The sequence below is a fragment of the Curtobacterium sp. MCBA15_009 genome, from assembly GCF_001864895.1.
Classification (GTDB): domain Bacteria; phylum Actinomycetota; class Actinomycetes; order Actinomycetales; family Microbacteriaceae; genus Curtobacterium.
Genome location: NZ_MJGO01000037.1, coordinates 249,078 through 263,895, shown reverse-complemented (window position 1 = coordinate 263,895; position 14,818 = coordinate 249,078). Strand labels below are relative to the sequence as shown.

Here is a 14,818-nt window from a genome sequence, read left to right as displayed (position 1 = left end):
CCGTGCACGGCATGACGAAGCCCGACCACGACCACCTCGACGACGGCGTCGACATGACCTTCGAGGAACGTCGACAGGACACCTTCCGCCGGATGTCCGGGTCCGACGCGCACGACGCCGACCCCCGTGTCGAGGTCTCCCACGCGCCGGACGGCGACGTCCGGATCGACATCGCCGACACCGCGGCCGTCCGGCCGGGGCCGCCGCAGGAGGACTGACCCCGCCGCCGTCGGACGGTGACGGTGGGACACGGCATGATCGTTCCGTGCACCTCGTCCTGCGCCGTGTCGACGGCGGCGTCTCCGCGACGCCCCTGACCGACGCCGGGGCGCCGGACGGCGAACCGACTCGGTTCGCCGAACCGGACCTGCCGGCGTTCGTCGCCGCGCAGGACGGCCCGGCCGTGCGCTGGGTCTGGGACGACACGGCGCGGTGGTACCCGGCCGTGCTCGCGGCCGGTGGGCGGGTCGGGCGTTGCGTCGACCTGCGGCTGGGCCGCCGGGTCCTCCGTGCTGCGCTCGCCGCCCGGGGGTCCGCCCTCGCCGCGGCACCCGCCGACGCCCTCGACGCACCGCCGACCGAGCCCCGGGCGACCCGGCCGACGCAGGCCCAGCTGTTCGACGACGCCCTGTTCGCCGTGTCCGTCGCCGACGACGCCGTCGACCCGGTGGCCGAGTTCCGGGCGCAGACCGAGGCGATCGCCGGGTCGACGGCGCCGGGCGCCCTGCGGCTGCTCGTCACCGCGGAGTCCGCCGGGGCGCTCGTCGCGGCGGAGATGCTGCACGCCGGGCTGCCGTGGCGGGCGGACGTGCACGAACGCCTGCTCGAGGACGCCCTCGGCCCCCGCGTGCCCTACGGCGTGCGGCCCCGCCGGCTCGAGGAGATCGCGGCCGTGGTGCGCGAGCGGCTCGACGACCCCGCGCTCAACCCGGACTCGCCGGCCGACGTGCTCCGTGCCCTCCGCCGGGCCGGGCTCATGGTGACGAGCACCCGGAAGTGGGAGCTGCAGGAGATCGAGCACCCGGTCATCGAGCCGCTGCTCGAGTACAAGCGCCTCGCGCGGCTGCTGACCGCCAACGGCTGGACGTGGCTCGACGAGTGGGTCCGCGACGGCCGGTTCCACCCGAAGTACGTCGTCGGCGGCGTCGTCACCGGGCGGTGGGCGGCCGACGGCGGGGGAGCGATGCAGCTGCCGAAGGGCATCCGCGCCGCGGTCGTGGCGGACGACGGCTGGCAGCTCGTCGTCGCCGACGCCGCGCAGCTCGAGCCGCGGGTGCTCGCGGCGATGGCGGGGGACCGGGCGATGGCGTCCGCCGGCGACGGCCGCGACCTGTACGACGGCGTGGTCGCCTCCGGCGCGGTCGAGACCCGGCAGCAGGCCAAGGGCGCGATGCTCGGCGCGATGTACGGCGCGACCCAGGGCGAGGGCGGTCGGCTCGTGCCGCGGCTCGAACGGGCGTTCCCGGCCGCCCTCGGACTCGTGTCCCGAGCGGCCCGGGCGGGCGAGCGCGGCGAACCGGTGACGACCCTGCTCGGTCGGACCTCGCCCGTGCCGGACGACGCCTGGTTCGCGGCGCGCAACCAGGCGTACACGGTGGACGGCACGCCGGCGATGCAGCGGGCCGTGGAGTCCCGGGCGCGCAGCTGGGGCCGGTTCACCCGCAACTTCGTGGTGCAGGGGACCGCGGCCGAGTGGGCCCTCGCCTGGATGGGGTCGCTGCGGTCCCGGCTCGCCGCACGGTTCCCGGGCCCGGTGACGGACGGCCCGCACCTGGTGTTCTTCGTGCACGACGAGATCGTGGTGCACACGCCGCAGGAGCACGCCGAGTGGGTCGCGACACAGGTCCGCGCCGCCGCCGTCGACGCCGGACGGCTGCTGTTCGGCGACTTCCCGGTGACGTTCCCGCTCTCGGTGGCGGTGGTCGGCGCCTACTCGGACGCGAAGGACTGACCCGGCGGTCCGGGGCGCGGCCCCGCGGCCCCTACGCTGTTCTGCGTGCTCGGCGACCTCAGACGATCGAACCGGAGGACGGCCCGGCTCGCCGTCGCAGGCGGCGCGACCCTGTTCGGGACGCTCGTGAGCGTCATCGCGCTCACCCACCGGACGATCTGGCTGGACGAGACGGCGACGATCGCCGCGTCGACCCGGTCCTGGCACGCGTTCGGCGAGCTGGTGGGCGAGATCGACCTCGTGCACGCGGCGTACTACGTGCTGATGCACTGCTGGTTCGACCTCGTCGGGTACAGCCCGTTCGCCCTGCGGTTCCCCTCCGCGCTCGCGATCGGCGTCGCCACCGGGCTGCTCGTGCTCCTCGCCGAGCGCCTGACCTCGCTCGCCACCGCGACGGTCGCGGCGGTCGTGCTGCCGTTCGTGCCCGTCGTGGCCGCCGCCGGCACCCTCGGACGGTCACCGGCCTTCGAGCTGCTGCTCGCCGTCGCCGCGACGCTGCTGCTCGTCCGGGCGCTCGACGCCGCCGACGCCCGGCGCCACCCCGCTGTGGTCGTCGCGTGGTGGGTCGCGTACGCCCTGGTCGCGTACCTGTCCGTGCTCGTGTTCCTCTGGGCGGCCCTCGTGGTCGCCTGCCACGCCCTCAGCGTCCTGCTGCGGTTCCTGGCCGCCCCGCGGGTGCGCTGGGTCGGCCTCGTGGGCGCCGCGGCGGCCGTCGTCGCGGCGGCGCTGGCGGCGGTCCCGTTCGCGCGGGCCGCCGTGGGCCAGGCGGCGCAGGTCGACTGGCTGCGGCCGCCGTCGCTGCGCGGGGCCGTCGAGAGCGCGTGGCGGTTGCAGTTCTTCGACTTCAGCCTCGTCGAGACGAACCGGTCGTTCGTCACCGCGGTCGCGGTGGTCGCCTGGCTGCTCGTCGCCGTCGGCGTGGTCGCCGCGCTCCGCCGCCGGTCCGACGCGCTGGTCGTGCTGCTGCCCTGGCTGGTCCTGCCGACGGTCGCGCTGCTCGCGGCGTCCCGCTTCGTCACCCCGGTCTACGTCGGGCGCTACCTGACGTTCTCGGCGCCGGCCCTGGCGGTCCTCGTCGCCGCGGGCGTCGTCGCGCTGCTGCCGTTCGTGCGGGGCATCGTGAGCGGCGTCCTGCTGCTGGCCTTCCTCGTGCCGGCCGGTCAGGTCTGGTGGAGCATCCGGACCGCGCCGCCGAAGACCACCGACCTGGCGAGCGCCGCCCGGCAGCTCACCGAGGCCCGCCGTGGTGAGGCCGAGCCGGCCGGGTTGGTCCTCGGCAAGATGCGGCGGCCGGCCGACCAGCTGACGACGGCGTACCCGGCGGCCACGGACGGACTCCGCGACCTCTGGACGAAGACGAGCGCCGCCGACCAGGGCTACTTCTTCGCCCGGCTGCACGGTGCCGTGAACTCCGCGGCGGACACCGAGGGGCTGCGGACCGTCTGGTACGTCGGCGACGACCCGGGCGAGGGCGCGAAGGTCGCCGCGGTGCTCCGCGGCGAGGGGTTCACCGCCCACGAACCGCTCGGCTTCGGCGGTTCGAACGTCATCGTCGAGTACACCCGGTAGACCAGCTCCGAGCGACGACGACGACGGCGACGGTGCTCGGAGCGCCGCCGCCGTCGGGCCGGGTCGTCGTCCCGGGCAGTCGTCCCGGTCAGGGCGCGCTGTCCACGACGGTCGAGGAGACCGCGGTGGAGTCGATCACCGTGCCCGCCGGGAGCGTCTCGGTGGCGGCACCGGTCAGGGTGCGCGTGCCGATGAAGTCGCCGGTGTCCGGGTCGATGACGACCTCGCTGTGCTCGCCGTCGCGGTTCGGCTCCGCGCGGCCGATGCCGATTCCGCGGCGGCCGTCGAGGGTCACGGCGTCGTGGGTGACGGCCGTGCCGGGGATCCGGGCGAGCACGCGGTACATGGCGCTGCGCAGGTCGGCGGGCACCATCCCGGTGGACAGGTCGTCGGTGATGAGGACGGTCATCGCCTCCTCGTGGCTCGCCGACCCCGTCGCGTGCTCGGACACCCACCGGTACAGGGCGTCCGGGTCCCGCGGCATCGATGCCAGTTCCGCCGGGGTCCACGGGGTGTCGTAGAAGGCACCGTCGGCCGCTCGGATGGTCCCGGTCGGCCAGCCGGCCGGCTCGGCGTCCCACGCCGCCTCGGCCGCCGCCGCCTCGCTCGCCGGGAAGAACGCGACGGGGTCCTCCGACGTCCGCACGAGGGTCCAGTCGGCCCCCGGGTCGCCGGGGCGGTAGACCGTCAGGGAGTACGGCACGAGGGCCGAGTACCGCTGTGTGAGGAACGCCTGGCTCTGCTCGGCGATCCGGACCTCGAGGAACTGGTCGGGCCCGACGACCGGGTCGCTCGTCCGGACGGTCTCGTCGGCCGCGTGCCGCAGGACCTCGGCGGCGCTCGCGGCCTGCGGCTCGGTGCCGACGAGCGGGACGGAGTCGGTCGCGCCGGTGACGTTCCCGGCCACCAGGACGGTCGCGAGCGCGGTGACCGCGACGACCGAGCCGACGGCACCGAACGTCCAGCGGGTGCGCTTGCGGCGCCGGTCGACGGTCTCGGCGAGCACGGCTCGGCGGACGGGGGCGAACGCGGCGTCGAACTCGACGCCCTCGGGCGGGGGTGCGGTGATCACGAGGTGGACTCCATCTCCTGTGCGGCGCGGCTCACACGGAGCCGGGCGCGGGTTCGTTGGATGCGCTTCCGCGCGTTGCTGGTGCTGAGGCCGAGCACGGCTGCGGCCTCGTCGTAGGACCGGTCCTGCAGCAGGCAGAGCTCGCAGAGCTCCCGGTCGGGGGAGTCGAGCGCGGCGATCTCGTCGCGGACCCACCGCAGCTGCTGGACGGCCTCGGCGTGGGCGACCTGGCGGTACCAGGCCTCGCTCGCGCCGGTCGTCTCGTCGACCTCGTCGAACCCGACCGCGCGGCGTCGCCGGTTCGTGTTCATCGCGATGTACCGCGCGCTCGTCAGCAGCCACGGCAGGGCGGACGACCCGACGATGCGCACGTCCTTCCGCCGGCGCCAGGCGACGAGGAACGTCTCCTGCACGATGTCGTCGACGTCCGAGCGCTCGTCGGCGAGCCCCCACGCGTAGCGGAACACCGCCCGCGAATGGCGGTCGAGCAGCGTGGTGTACGCCGCCGCGTCACCGCGTGCGATCGCCGCGATGAGTTCCCCGTCCGGGATGACGCCCGGCCCCCTTGGTGTGTTCACGATTGCCTCCGATCATGGAGTGTCGGAGGCGACGCGTCTGTGACAGACCCGCAGGAACCGGACTCAGCCGAGCTGGGCGGGTCGCAGCTGGGCGCGGCCCGCGGCGGCGCGTTCCTCGACGAGTGCGGACGGGCGGACGGGACCGGGCGCTGACCCTCCCAGCCCGGCGCGAGCAGGCTGGTCCGATGCACACCGAACGGGGCGAGGCCGCCGACCGCACGCTCGGACAGGTCGACCTGACCCGCTGGCGCACCCGCGCCGGCCGTGCGGTGGCTCGCGGGTGGACGGCGCTCGGGCAGCGGTACGGCGCGATGCCGCTCCTGCTGCTGACCCTGGCCGTCGGGCTCGCCGTGGCGGTCGTCGCGACCTGGCTCGCCTCGGCGGTGTTCGACGCCGTCCGCGAGGCCGACGACGTCGCCGTGCTCGACCGCCCGGTGCTCGACTGGGCGATCTCGCTGCGATCGCCCGCTGCCGACCGTCTCGTGACGTGGTGGACCGACGTGGCCGGCACGATCGGCATGCCCGTCGTCGCGGTCGGGTTCCTGGTCGGCTTCACGATCCAGCGCCGGGCGTGGACGCCGGTGGTCCTGCTCGTCGCGGCGAGCGGCGGGTCGCTCCTCATGACGATCGCGGGCAAGGACCTCATCGGCCGGGCCCGTCCGCCGCTCAGCGACGCGGTGCCGCCCTACGAGCACTCGCCGTCGTTCCCGTCCGGGCACACGCTGAACGCCACCGTGATCGTGGGCACCATCGTCTACCTGCTGCTCCTGCGGGAGTCGCGGGCGGTCACGCGGGTGTGGACCATCGTCGCCGGCACCCTGTTCGTGCTGTCGGTCGGCGCCTCGCGGGTGTTCCTCGGGCACCACTGGCTCACCGACGTGCTCGCGGCCTGGGCGCTCGGGCTCGCCTGGTTGTCACTGGTCGTCACGGCGCACCGGTTGTACCTGACGGCGCTCCGCCACGGTGCCGAACCCGCACCGGACCCGGCCGCGCGCGCGAGGTGAGCAGGAGCACCACGCCGGGCACGCACACGCCGGCACCGGGCCACCCCGTCAGGAGTTGCCGGTAGGTTGCCGGGCATGGAAGAACGGGTCTTCGGCGGCAGGTACCGCGTCACGGGCACGCTCGGACACGGTGGCATGGCCACGGTGTACCGCGCGGTCGACGAGCAGCTCGGTCGCGAGGTCGCCGTCAAGGTGTTCCGGATCGGACCGGTCGACCACGGTGAACGCGCCCGTGCCGAGGCCGAGATCCAGACCCTCGCGACGCTCCGCAGCCCCGCCCTCGTCACCCTCTACGACGCGGCACTCGACGACGCCGACGGCGACTCGTACCTCGTCATGGAGCTCGTGCCGGGCAGCGACCTCGCCACCCGGTTGCGCGAGGGCCCGCTCGACCCGACGACCGCCGCCCGCGTCGGCGCCCAGGTGGCGGACGGGCTGAGCGCCGTGCACGCCCAGGGCATCGTGCACCGCGACGTGAAGCCCGCCAACGTGCTGCTCGAGCGCGACGGCAGCCACGTCAAGCTCGCCGACTTCGGCATCGCCCTGCTCCGCGACGCCTCGCGCGTGACCGGCACCGGCACCGTGATGGGGACCGCCGCCTACCTGGCTCCGGAGCAGGTCACGGCGCAGGAGATCACCGGCAAGGCCGACGTCTACGCGCTCGGTCTCGTGCTGCTCGAGTGCCTGACCGGGGAGCGGCCGTTCCCGGGCAGCGCGATCGAGTCCGCCACCGCGCGCCTCACCCGCAGCCCCGCCATCGACCAGCACCTGCCGACCGCCTGGCGCACGCTCCTGCACGTGATGACCGCGCAGGACCCGGCCGTCCGGCCCTCGGCAGCAGAGGCAGCCGAGCGGCTCCGGGCACTCGGCCGCGACGACCCCGGCACGGCCACCCAGCTCCTGCCCGCCGCCCCGGGTGCGCTCACCGCCGCGGGCGCCGGCGCCGCAGCCGCAGCCGCAGCCGCGACGGCGGCGTTCCCGACCGCCGACGCGGACGCCGCGACGCGCGCGATGCCGACGAGCCGCGCCGCCGCTGCGGACGACGCGACGCGGGTCCTCGACCAGCACCCGAACGCCTCGGACGACGTCGCGACCACGGTGATGGGGGCGCAGTCGGGGCGCGGTCCGTCCGGCGGTGGCGGGGCGACCGTGCCGCCGCCGACCGCTCCGGCGCCGGGCGCCACGGAGGACCCCCGCGAGCGTCGGCGCAGGGGGCCCATCATCACCGCGATCGTCGTGGTCGTCCTGGTGCTCGTCGGCATCGCGGTCGCGGTCGTCGCGCTGAACGGCGACGACGACACCGCCCCCGCACCGACCGGGTCCTCCTCGCCCTCCACGCCGACGGACGAGCAGCCGAGCGAGCAGCCGAGCGACGAGCCGAGCGAGGAGCAGCAGCCCAGCCAGCCGGTCGAGCAGCAGCCCTCCGAGCCGGCGGAGCAGCCCTCCCAGCCCCAGCAGCCGAGCGAGGAGCCGAGCGAGCCGGCGGCCCCGAGCCAGGCGCCGGTCGGACCGGAGCCGAGTGCCCCGGCCTCCAACCCGGTGCAGACGCCCCAGGACGGCACGGGCGCCGCCGACCAGGCCCCGGTGGACGCCCCGGGCGCCGCCGACGCCGCGCCGGGACAGGACGCCGCCGGTCCGGGCAGGGGCTGACACGCCGACGGTTTCCTCCACACGCTGGAGCAAATACGCTGGGTCCGTGCGAGAACTGCAACGGAGCGGTGGGCCCACGACGGCCCTCGCAGCGCGGAACGGTGTCGGCTTCGGCTCGGTCGAGGGGTGGCTGGTCGAACGGCCGTCCGGAGCGGGTGCGGTCAGCGCCGTCGTGCCCGGGTCCGCCGGGCACACCGTGGCGGCCGGTGAGGAGCTCTCGTGGGTGTGGTTCCCGGAGCGGACCCTGCCCGACGGCGCCACCGAACCCACCGAGGCGGACCTGCCGCACTTCTGGGACGCCACGGCCTTCGCCGTCGACGTCGTCTTCACCGACGGCACGCGGCTCAGCGAGCACGACGCCGGGCACGACCAGCACGGCGACGCCCTGACACCGGCGGCGCAGGACGCCGCCCGCAAGACGTGGGTCGACCAGTGGAACCGTCGCGCGGTCGACCTCACGCCGTTCGCGGGCCGGGTCGTGGACCGTCTGGAGGCCCGGCTCGGCTCCGACACGGCCGCCGCGGACGACGACGGCGTACGCCCGGCGCTGCGTGGCTGGCTCGACGAGGTCGTCGTCGGCCCGGCGCGCCCGACGCCGACCACGCCGCTCGACCACGTCCGCACGACCCGTGGCACGCAGGCGTCCTCGCGGTTCTCCCGCGGGAACAACGCGCCGCTCGTCGGGTTGCCGCACGGCGGGGTCTTCGGACTGCCGATGACCGACGCGTCGAGCAACCGGTGGCCGTACGCGTACCAGGAGCACTCGCGCACCGACGGCGCGGGCCGGGTCCGCCCGGCGATCCAGGCGTTCGCGACGAGCCACATCCCGTCGCCGTGGATGGCGGACCGCGGTGTGTTCCAGGTGATGCCCTCGCCGCTCGACACCCCGGACGTCGACCGGGCCGCCCGCGCGCTCGGCTTCGACCACGACGACGAACACGACGGCCCGCACCGGTACCGGGTCGCGCTCGACCAGGGCGTCACCGCCGAGGTGACCGCGGGGGAGTTCGCCCTCGGGTTCCGCTTCACCGGCACGCGCAGCGTCGTCCTCGACCACCATGGCCGGGTGTCCGACGTGTCCGTGACCGTCACCGACGGCACGGCCGTGGTCGAGGCGCTGCTCGACGACCGCCCGGGCACGCCGCCGCACCACGTGCACGTCCGGGTCGCCAGCGTGACCGCGGACCACACCACCGTCGGCGAGCACGAACTGCGCGGCTGGCTGTCGGTCGCCGGTGACGTCGACGTCCTGCTCGGCATCTCCACGGTCTCGATCGAGGACGCCCGCGCGAACCTCGACGCCGCCGGCACCGTCGACGCGATGTGCGCGCGTGCCGAGCAGGCGTGGACCGAGGTGCTCGGCACCATGTCCTTCGAGGGCGCGACGCCCGACCAGCTGACGTCGCTGTACTCCGGGCTGTACCGGGTGTTCCTCTACCCGAACCGCGCCGGCGAGACCGCGCTGACGGGCACGCCGCGGCACCGCTCACCGTACGGGGCGGTGCTGGCGGAACCGATCCGCGACGAACCCGGCCCCGAGGTCGTCGAGGGGCCGTTCACCACGACGCACGGCTTCTGGGACACCTACCGCACCGCGTGGCCGCTGCTGGCGCTCCTCACGCCGGAGACCGCCGGGGAACTCGCCCAGGGCTTCGTCGAGCACCACCACGACGGCGGGTGGACGCCCCGGTGGAGCGCACCGGGCGCCGAGGACTGCATGACCGGCACCACGGCCGACACCGTCTTCGCCGACCTGGCCGTCAAGGGCGTCACCGGGTTCGACCTGGCCGAGGCGTACCGGAGCGCGGTGCGGAACGCGACCGTCCCGCCGCGCGACGAGCGTGTCGGGCGCAAGGGGAGCCTCCCGGGCGCCTTCCGCGGCCACGTTGACACCCGGACGTCCGAGGGGATGTCCTGGACCCTGGACGCCGCCATCAACGACTGGGGCCTCGCCGTCATGGCGGGCCTGCTCGCGTCGCGCGCGGAGACGCCGGCCGACCTGTCCCGGTACGAGGCCGAGGCCGAGTGGTTCGCCCGACGGTCCCTGCAGTACCGGAACGTGTTCGACGCCGAGCGGGGCTTCTTCATCGGCCGCGACCCCGACGGCTCGTGGCGCGTCGGCACCGAGTTCGACCCGCGCGACTGGGGCGACGACTACACCGAGACGAACGCGTGGGGCACGGCCTTCACCGCCCCGCACGACGGTGCCGGCGTCGTCGACCTGCACGGCGGTCCGGAGCGGTTCGACCGGACCCTCGACCGCTTCTTCGCGACGCCGGAGACGGGTGCGTCGGTGTTCTCCGGCTCCTACGGGTTCCCGATCCACGAGATGACCGAGGCCCGCGACGTCCGGATGGGCATGCTCGGGCTGTCGAACCAGCCCGCGCACCACATCCCGTTCTTCCCGATGTTCACCGGGCGCCACGACGACGCCCACCGGGTCGTGCGGGAGTGCCTCGAGCGGCTGTTCGTCGGCTCCGACCTCGGCCAGGGTTACCCCGGCGACGAGGACAACGGCGAGATGAGCGCCTGGTACGTCTTCGCGACCGTCGGTCTGTACCCGCTGGCGCCGTCGACGGGCACCTACGTGCTCGTGCCCCCGTCGGTCCGCCGGACGGTGCTGCAGCAGCCGGGAGGAACCGAGACCGTCATCGAGGTCGCCGCCGGTTCCACGGGTGCGTACGTCGCGTCGGTGACGGTCGACGGTGCGCCGTGGACGTCGATCAGCATCCCGCACCAGGTGGTCGTCGCGGCGTCGCACATCGTCTTCACGCTGTCCGACACCCCGCAGGGCTGGGCGGCGGACACGCGTCCGGTGTCCGCGTCCGAGGTGCACGGGTACCGGGACACCCCGGTCGACGTGCTGCCCGTCGGCGCGTCACCCCTGACCGACGACGAGGGACGGACCGTGACCGTGCTGCCGGCCGGGGCGTCGGTGGCGTTCGACGTCGCGTGCCCGGCCGCAGCGCTGTACACGGTGACCGTCGCGGAGCCCGGCTCGTACTCGTGGCAGGTCGGCCTCGGCGACCGCACCACGGCGGTCGACGGCGCGGAGTTCGCGTGGGCCGGTCAGAGCCGCGTGTTCCGGATCACGGGCGGCGGCTCGACGTTCTCGTTCACCGCCGGCACCGACGTGCCCCTCACCCAGCTCGAGCTCGTCGCGGCGGACGGACAGCGTTGACCCGGCGTTCACCGACGGGGAGCATGCTCGGCCCATGTCGATGAGCGCACCGTTCGATCCCGAACAGCAGGGCACGTCCACCCCGGTGGACGGCAGTGACGAGACCGAGACCGAGGTCGAGGTGGAGGCGGACCGCGGGGCGGACGTCGGCCCCGACTCCGCCGACCCGGGCGTCTCGCCCGCGGACCACCACGACGAGGACGAGGCCGGCGGCGGCCCGGTGTTCCGGCGCCCCGAGGCCGGCGACCGCCTGCACCCGGAGGACCTCGCCGACTGACCGGCGCTGCGGAGGCGACACCGAGCCGCCGCCAATGTACGACCGGCATGCTCGTCGGCATGTCGATTGCGAACTCGTTCGATCCGTCCGGTGGCCGCGCGATCCCGGAGCGCCAGGCGCGCCAGGACGGGCTGGAGCTCGACGAGGACCCGGCCGACCTCGGGATCTCGTTCGACGTGGTGGGCGGCGCCTCCGCCGACCCGACGGCCGTGTCGCCCGTGGACGTCCGCGTGCCGGAGCCGCGGTCCCCGGACGCGCAGCCCGACTCCGACCGCTGACCCGCGCGGCGGTCGGCCCGTTCGGGCCCGGTTTGCACAACCAAAGTGTCCCCGCGCCGTGCGGATGCGCGGTTCCGGATCACTTCGGTTGTGCGCCGCCGCCCGCCTCGCTGCCGCCGGACGCTGCGCCGGGGCCGGACCCGGGGACACGGTACTTGAAGCCGACGTGCGACCCGGTGAACCCGAGCCGCTCGTAGAACCGGTGCGCGTCGGTGCGCGCCGCGTCCGAGGTGAGCTGCACGAGCGGCGTGTCGAGCGCCGGCGCGGCCACGTCGGTGACCCACCGCATCACCGCGGTGCCGATGCCGCCGGAGCGGAGCGCACTGCTGACCCGGACGGCCTCGACGAGCAGGCGCCGTGCACCGCGCCGGGCCATGCCGGGGATCCGGGTGAGCTGGAGGGTGCCGACGAGCCGCCCGGTCTCGTCCTCGACGACGAGCAGGGCGTTCGCCGGGTCGTCGACGACCGAGCGGAGCGCGGCGGCGTAGCGCGGCCGGTCCTCCGGTGCGGCGACGTCCCCGCGGGCGGCGCTGACCGGGTCGTCGGCGAGCAGCGCCACGAGGGCGTCGAGGTCGTCGTCGACGGCGTTCCGCAGGGTGACGGTCCCGGTTCGGGCGGTCAGGAGGACGGGCAGGGCGAGGTCGTCGAGCACGACCCCACCCTGCCCCATCCGCTCACGCGACGGCGCGCGCGCCGCGGGTCCTCAGGGGACGAGGTGCCCCGCGGCCGAGGTGATCCGGTACCACTCCTCGCGCGACAGGCGGACGTCCGAGCCCGCCGCCGAGTCCCGCACGCGCTGCGGGTTCGTCGTGCCGAGGACGACCTGGAAGTGCGCCGGGTGCCGGGTGATCCAGGCGACCGCGATGCCGGTGGGGGTGACCCCGTGCGCGGCGGCGACCTCCTCGAGCACGTCGTTCAGCTCGGCGTACTGCTCCCGGTCGCCGAGGAAGACGCCGTCGAAGAAGCCCTTCTGGAACGGCGACCAGGCCTGCAGGGTCACGTCGTGCAGCCGCGAGTCGTTGAGGATGTCGTTGTCGCGGTCGATCGACTGGTCGACCGCCGCCATGTTCGCCGCGAGGCCCTGCGTGATCACGTTGGCGTGCGTGATGCTCAGCTGCACCTGGTTGAACGCGAGGGGCTGCCGCACGGAACGGCGGAGCAGCTCGACCTGGCCGGGGGTGTGGTTCGAGACGCCGAAGTGGTGCACCTTGCCGGCGGCGTGCAGCTCGTCGAAGGCCTTCGCCACCTCGTCCGGTTCGACCAGGGCGTCGGGACGGTGCAGCAGCAGGACGTCGACGTAGTCGGTCTGCAGCGCGGCGAGGGACTCCTCGACCGACTCGAGGATGTGCTCGTACGAGAAGTCGAAGTAGGCGCCGTTCGGCGTCGGCCGGATGCCGACCTTCGTCTGCAGGACGATCTCGCTGCGCTCGGCCGGGGTCAGCGTGACCGCGGAGCCGAAGCGCTCCTCGCAGCCGTGCCACCCGCCGTAGACCGCGGCGTGGTCGAACATGGTCACGCCCGCGTCGCGAGAGGCGGCGTAGAGCGCGCGGATGTCCTCGTCGCTCATGTCGTTGATCCGCATCAGCCCGACGACGACGTCGGAGGCGGTGAGGTCCGTCTGTGGCAACTCCAGTGTCTTCACGACACCGATCCTGCCATCGACGCGGTGGGGCAGGCAGGCCCTGCCCGTACCCGCTAGGACAGCAGTACGGCGAGCACGCCGGACCCGTCGGCCCACGTGCCGGTGAGCGTCTCGCCGTCGGGCAGGGGTGCGCCGACGACGCGCGGCACCGCGAGGCTGCCGTGGTCGGTCGCGATGGTGGTCGTCGTGCCGGCGGTGGTGTCCCGCACGGCCGTCACCGTGGGGGAGTCGGACGCCGAGCCGCTGCCCGACGCCGTGCCCTCCTTCACCGGGGCGCCGCCGCCCTCGCCGGGTGCCGCCTCGAGGTCGGCCTCGCGTCCGCCGGTCGCGACTGCGCGGCGGAGCACGTCGGCGTAGACGGGGTCGCCGACGGCGTCGTACACCCAGCGGCGACCGAGCACGGAGTGGTCCATCTCGGTGACGAGGTGGTCGTCCGCGCCGTCGAGCGGTGCGCCGCGGTAGGTGAGCGGCACCTGCAGCACCGGACCGTCGCCGACCCGCACCAGGTACGTCTCGACGCCGACCTCGCCGTCCGGGTCGTCGAACCGGAACCGGCCCGCGACGACGAGCGACCCGTCGGCGGCGGGGTCCGTCGTGACGCCGCTCCACGGCCGGGTCGGCAGCCAGGCGCCGATCGCGTCGGTCTTCGACGGGCGGAGGACGGCGTTGTGGATGACGGCCATTCCCCGACCGTACCGGCTCACGACGCCCGTACGCTGGTCCGGTGCGAGACGACCTGCTGCCGATGCTCGCCTGCCCCGTGTGCACCGAGCCCCTCGCCCGCACGGCCCCGGGTCAGGCCGGCTGCACGACCGGCCACCGGTTCGACGAGGCGAAGCAGGGCCACCTGACGCTCCTGCCCGCGAAGCGTCGGGCCCTCACCGCGGACACCCCGGCGATGGTCGACGCGCGGCTGCGGTTCCTGGGGCGCGGGCACTACGCGCCCGTCGAGCGGGCGCTCGCCGCCGTCGTGGTCGAGGCCTCGGCGCCCGGCATCGTGCTCGACGTCGGGTCCGGTCCGGGCACCTACCTGGCACACGCGCTCCGCGCGGCGGGGACGGACGGGAGGCCCGTGGTGGCGCCCGGTGCGTCCGGCACCGCCGCCGGTGGGCCGGGCCCGGAGCCGGGGACGCGGCTCGGCCTCGCGCTCGACCTGTCCGCCGTCGCGATCCGGCGTGCGGCGCGCATCCACGAGCGGGCGGGGGCCGTCGTCGGGGACGTGACCGAGCGCCTCCCGGTCGTCGACGACGCAGCCGCGGTCGTGCTGGACGTCTTCGCACCCCGCAACCAGACGGAGTACGCCCGGGTCCTGCACCCGGACGGCGTGCTCGTCGTGGTGACCCCGCGGACCGGCCACCTGGCGGAGCTCGCCGAGGCGACGATCGCGGTCGACCCGGAGAAGGAGCGTCGCCTGCACGACTCCCTGACGCCCGCGTTCACCCGTCGCTCGTCCGACGACCTGACGTGGACGATGGAGCTGTCCGCCGAGGACGTCCACGACGTCGTGCACATGGGGCCGAGCCACCACCACGTCGACCCGGAGCGGGTCTTCGCACCGACCCGCGTGACGGCAGCGGTGACGGTCAGCACCTGGGTCCCGGTGCGCTGAGGTCCCC

14 protein-coding genes are annotated in these 14,818 nt (G+C 74.8%); 9 read left to right on the top strand and 5 right to left on the bottom strand.

Annotation, left to right across the window (positions count from 1 at the left end):
• Positions 1–11: 11 nt before the first annotated feature.
• From BIU97_RS09540 to BIU97_RS09530, 3 genes are read left to right on the top strand one after another with little or no spacing between them, the layout of a single operon-like run.
• Positions 12–218, top strand: a complete 207-nt coding sequence (locus BIU97_RS09540; protein ID WP_071259299.1) for a hypothetical protein — start codon at positions 12–14, stop codon at positions 216–218.
• Between the two features lie 47 nt (positions 219–265).
• Complete coding sequence (locus BIU97_RS09535) at positions 266–1,951, top strand: bifunctional 3'-5' exonuclease/DNA polymerase (protein ID WP_071297508.1); 1,686 nt, start codon at positions 266–268, stop codon at positions 1,949–1,951.
• Positions 1,952–1,996: 45 nt separating this feature from the next.
• Entirely contained in the window at positions 1,997–3,520 is a 1,524-nt protein-coding gene (locus tag BIU97_RS09530) for a glycosyltransferase family 39 protein (protein ID WP_071297507.1), read from the top strand.
• 88 nt (positions 3,521–3,608) lie between these two features.
• On the opposite strand, the gene BIU97_RS09525 is transcribed toward BIU97_RS09530, so the two are convergent.
• The gene (locus BIU97_RS09525) at positions 3,609–4,592 is read right to left on the bottom strand and encodes a CU044_5270 family protein (RefSeq protein ID WP_071297506.1); all 984 of its coding nucleotides are present in this window, start codon (positions 4,590–4,592) and stop codon (positions 3,609–3,611) included.
• A complete protein-coding gene (locus BIU97_RS09520) occupies positions 4,589–5,170 on the bottom strand; it encodes an RNA polymerase sigma factor (protein WP_175472430.1) in 582 nt (193 codons plus the stop codon). The genes BIU97_RS09525 and BIU97_RS09520 overlap by 4 nt, the downstream gene beginning before the upstream one ends.
• Before the next feature lie 185 nt (positions 5,171–5,355).
• Here BIU97_RS09520 and BIU97_RS09515 point away from each other — a divergent pair, with 185 nt between their 5' ends.
• The 5 genes from BIU97_RS09515 (at position 5,356) to BIU97_RS09495 (ending at position 11,560) form a co-directional block, all read left to right on the top strand.
• Positions 5,356–6,174, top strand: coding sequence for a phosphatase PAP2 family protein (locus BIU97_RS09515; RefSeq protein WP_071297504.1), 819 nt, complete (start codon positions 5,356–5,358; stop codon positions 6,172–6,174).
• 75 nt (positions 6,175–6,249) lie between these two features.
• Positions 6,250–7,824: a serine/threonine-protein kinase gene (locus BIU97_RS09510; protein WP_071297503.1), complete on the top strand. Its 1,575-nt coding sequence runs from the start codon at positions 6,250–6,252 to the stop codon at positions 7,822–7,824.
• Between the two features lie 46 nt (positions 7,825–7,870).
• Positions 7,871–11,005, top strand: coding sequence for a GH92 family glycosyl hydrolase (locus BIU97_RS09505; protein ID WP_254782955.1), 3,135 nt, complete (start codon positions 7,871–7,873; stop codon positions 11,003–11,005).
• A 34-nt stretch (positions 11,006–11,039) separates the two neighbouring features.
• Entirely contained in the window at positions 11,040–11,282 is a 243-nt protein-coding gene (locus BIU97_RS09500) for a hypothetical protein (protein WP_071297502.1), read from the top strand.
• 59 nt (positions 11,283–11,341) lie between these two features.
• Positions 11,342–11,560 (top strand): hypothetical protein, encoded by a 219-nt coding sequence (locus BIU97_RS09495; protein WP_139195985.1) that lies wholly within the window; start codon positions 11,342–11,344, stop codon positions 11,558–11,560.
• A 79-nt stretch (positions 11,561–11,639) separates the two neighbouring features.
• On the opposite strand, the gene BIU97_RS09490 is transcribed toward BIU97_RS09495, so the two are convergent.
• From BIU97_RS09490 to BIU97_RS09480, 3 genes are read right to left on the bottom strand one after another with little or no spacing between them, the layout of a single operon-like run.
• Complete coding sequence (locus BIU97_RS09490) at positions 11,640–12,212, bottom strand: GNAT family N-acetyltransferase (protein ID WP_071297713.1); 573 nt, start codon at positions 12,210–12,212, stop codon at positions 11,640–11,642.
• Positions 12,213–12,263: 51 nt separating this feature from the next.
• Positions 12,264–13,202, bottom strand: a complete 939-nt coding sequence (locus BIU97_RS09485; protein WP_139195984.1) for an aldo/keto reductase — start codon at positions 13,200–13,202, stop codon at positions 12,264–12,266.
• Positions 13,203–13,255: 53 nt separating this feature from the next.
• Positions 13,256–13,885 (bottom strand): CG0192-related protein, encoded by a 630-nt coding sequence (locus tag BIU97_RS09480; protein ID WP_071297500.1) that lies wholly within the window; start codon positions 13,883–13,885, stop codon positions 13,256–13,258.
• A gap of 41 nt (positions 13,886–13,926) precedes the next feature.
• On the opposite strand from BIU97_RS09480, the gene BIU97_RS09475 reads away from it, so the two are divergent.
• Positions 13,927–14,811 carry a putative RNA methyltransferase gene (locus BIU97_RS09475; RefSeq protein ID WP_139195983.1) on the top strand — a complete coding sequence of 295 codons (885 nt, stop codon included), beginning with the start codon at positions 13,927–13,929 and terminating at the stop codon, positions 14,809–14,811.
• Positions 14,812–14,818: the final 7 nt, after the last annotated feature.